The 793-nt window shown below is 45.8% G+C and carries 2 protein-coding genes; both read right to left on the bottom strand.

Annotated elements, in window-relative coordinates:
* Positions 1 to 649 (bottom strand): DMT family transporter (locus tag A3729_RS20205; protein ID WP_068634211.1); only part of this gene is annotated, 649 nt, incomplete at its 3' end.
* A 22-nt stretch (positions 650 to 671) separates the two neighbouring features.
* Positions 672 to 793: TrmH family RNA methyltransferase (locus A3729_RS31020; protein WP_304439738.1), on the bottom strand; the 122-nt coding region annotated here is incomplete at its 5' end.

Here is a 793-nt window from a genome sequence, read left to right as displayed (position 1 = left end):
TACACAAGGCCCAAAGATAAGCAGAGTTGAGACTAGCCATAGGGCCGCCCTCAAAGCTCAGGGAAAAAACTAAACTTAATAAAGCGCAGACAATAAATTGAAAAAGTGCGAGAACAAGCAAGTCATGCTTGCCCACCCAGAAACTGATAGCCCATAAGTGAAGAGCCCAAAAAACGGCTCCAGCAAGTGCCAAGCCATCACCTAAATAATTAAACTTTCCATCAAAACCGCTCAGTAAGGACAAGCCACACAGAGCAATCAAACCACCAATCCAGGTCAGTAAAGGGTAACTTTTCTTAAATAAGATACCGATAAGCGGGACAAGCGCGACATAAAAGCCGGTGATAAAAGCCACATTGGCGACTTTAGTATAGGCCAAGCTGATTTGCTGAAAAGCAGCGCCAGCCGTTAACAGTAGGCCTAAGCCTGCACCGGCGAGAATCGTTCTCTTATTAAGTAAGGCTGTACGCGAACTCTTCGAAGAAAAAATAAAGGGTAATAGCATCATGGCGCCAAAAGCAAAGCGCCAAAAATTGAAGGCAACGGGAGCCATACCCTCCAAGGCCAAACGCTGAGGTGCAAACCCCAGCCCCCATAGCAAAGCAACCAAGAGTAAAAGCAAATTGATAGGAGAGAAAAGTCGACTCATCAAAAGCCCTAAACGCTACTTTTTAAGCTTGCCGCTGTCGCAAAGCCTCGAACAAACAAATCCCTGTCGCAACGGAAACATTTAAGCTGCTAACACTCCCGATCATTGGAATTTTAGTAAGCTGGTCACAATGCTCTCGCGTCA

Source organism: Oleiphilus sp. HI0043, assembly GCF_001634935.1.
Note: the sequence above shows the minus strand (reverse complement) of the source record. Positions and strands in the feature narration are given on the sequence as shown.